At 63.4% G+C, this 598-nt stretch carries 1 protein-coding gene; it reads right to left on the reverse strand.

Going from position 1 to position 598, the window contains the following annotated elements:
- A partial coding sequence (locus Q7W83_RS29420) for a calcium-binding protein (protein WP_473658512.1) occupies positions 1 to 598 on the reverse strand: 598 nt, incomplete at both ends.

Below are 598 nucleotides of genomic sequence, written 5' to 3' on the forward strand. Positions count from 1 at the left end.
ATCCACCACATAGGTGTCGTTGCCGGCACCGCCGATCAAGGTGTCGGCACCCGCACCGCCATTGAGGATGTTGGCGGCGGCATTGCCGGTCAGGGTGTTGGCCAGTTCGTTGCCGGTGAGGTTCACGGCGGCAGCGCCGAGCAACAGGGCGTCTTCGACATTGGCCGACAGGCTGTAGCTGACCGAGGCCTTGACCAGATCGCGGCCTTCGTCGGCCAGTTCGATGACTTTGTCACCGACGTTGTCGACGATGTAGACATCGTCGCCCGTGCCACCGCTGAGGCTGTCCGCCCCGAGACCGCCGTCCAGCCAGTCATTGCCGGCGCCGCCTTGCAGGACATTGATCGATGCGTTGCCGATCAGGGTGTTGTTCCGGTCGTTGCCGATCACGCTGAAGGCCCCGATGCCGGTGACGGTCACGTTCTCGACGTTGAGCAGGTTGTTCTGGCTCAGGTCGATCACGCTGGTCGACGCCTTGGCGGCGTAGGCGACATAGAGTTGGTCGGTGCCGTTATCGGCGTCTTCCTGTACCAGCGCCAGTTCCGCAGCCTGATCGAGGTAATAGGTGTCGTTGCCACCGCCGCCGATCAGCGTGTCG

Source organism: Pseudomonas sp. 300, from assembly GCF_055803035.1.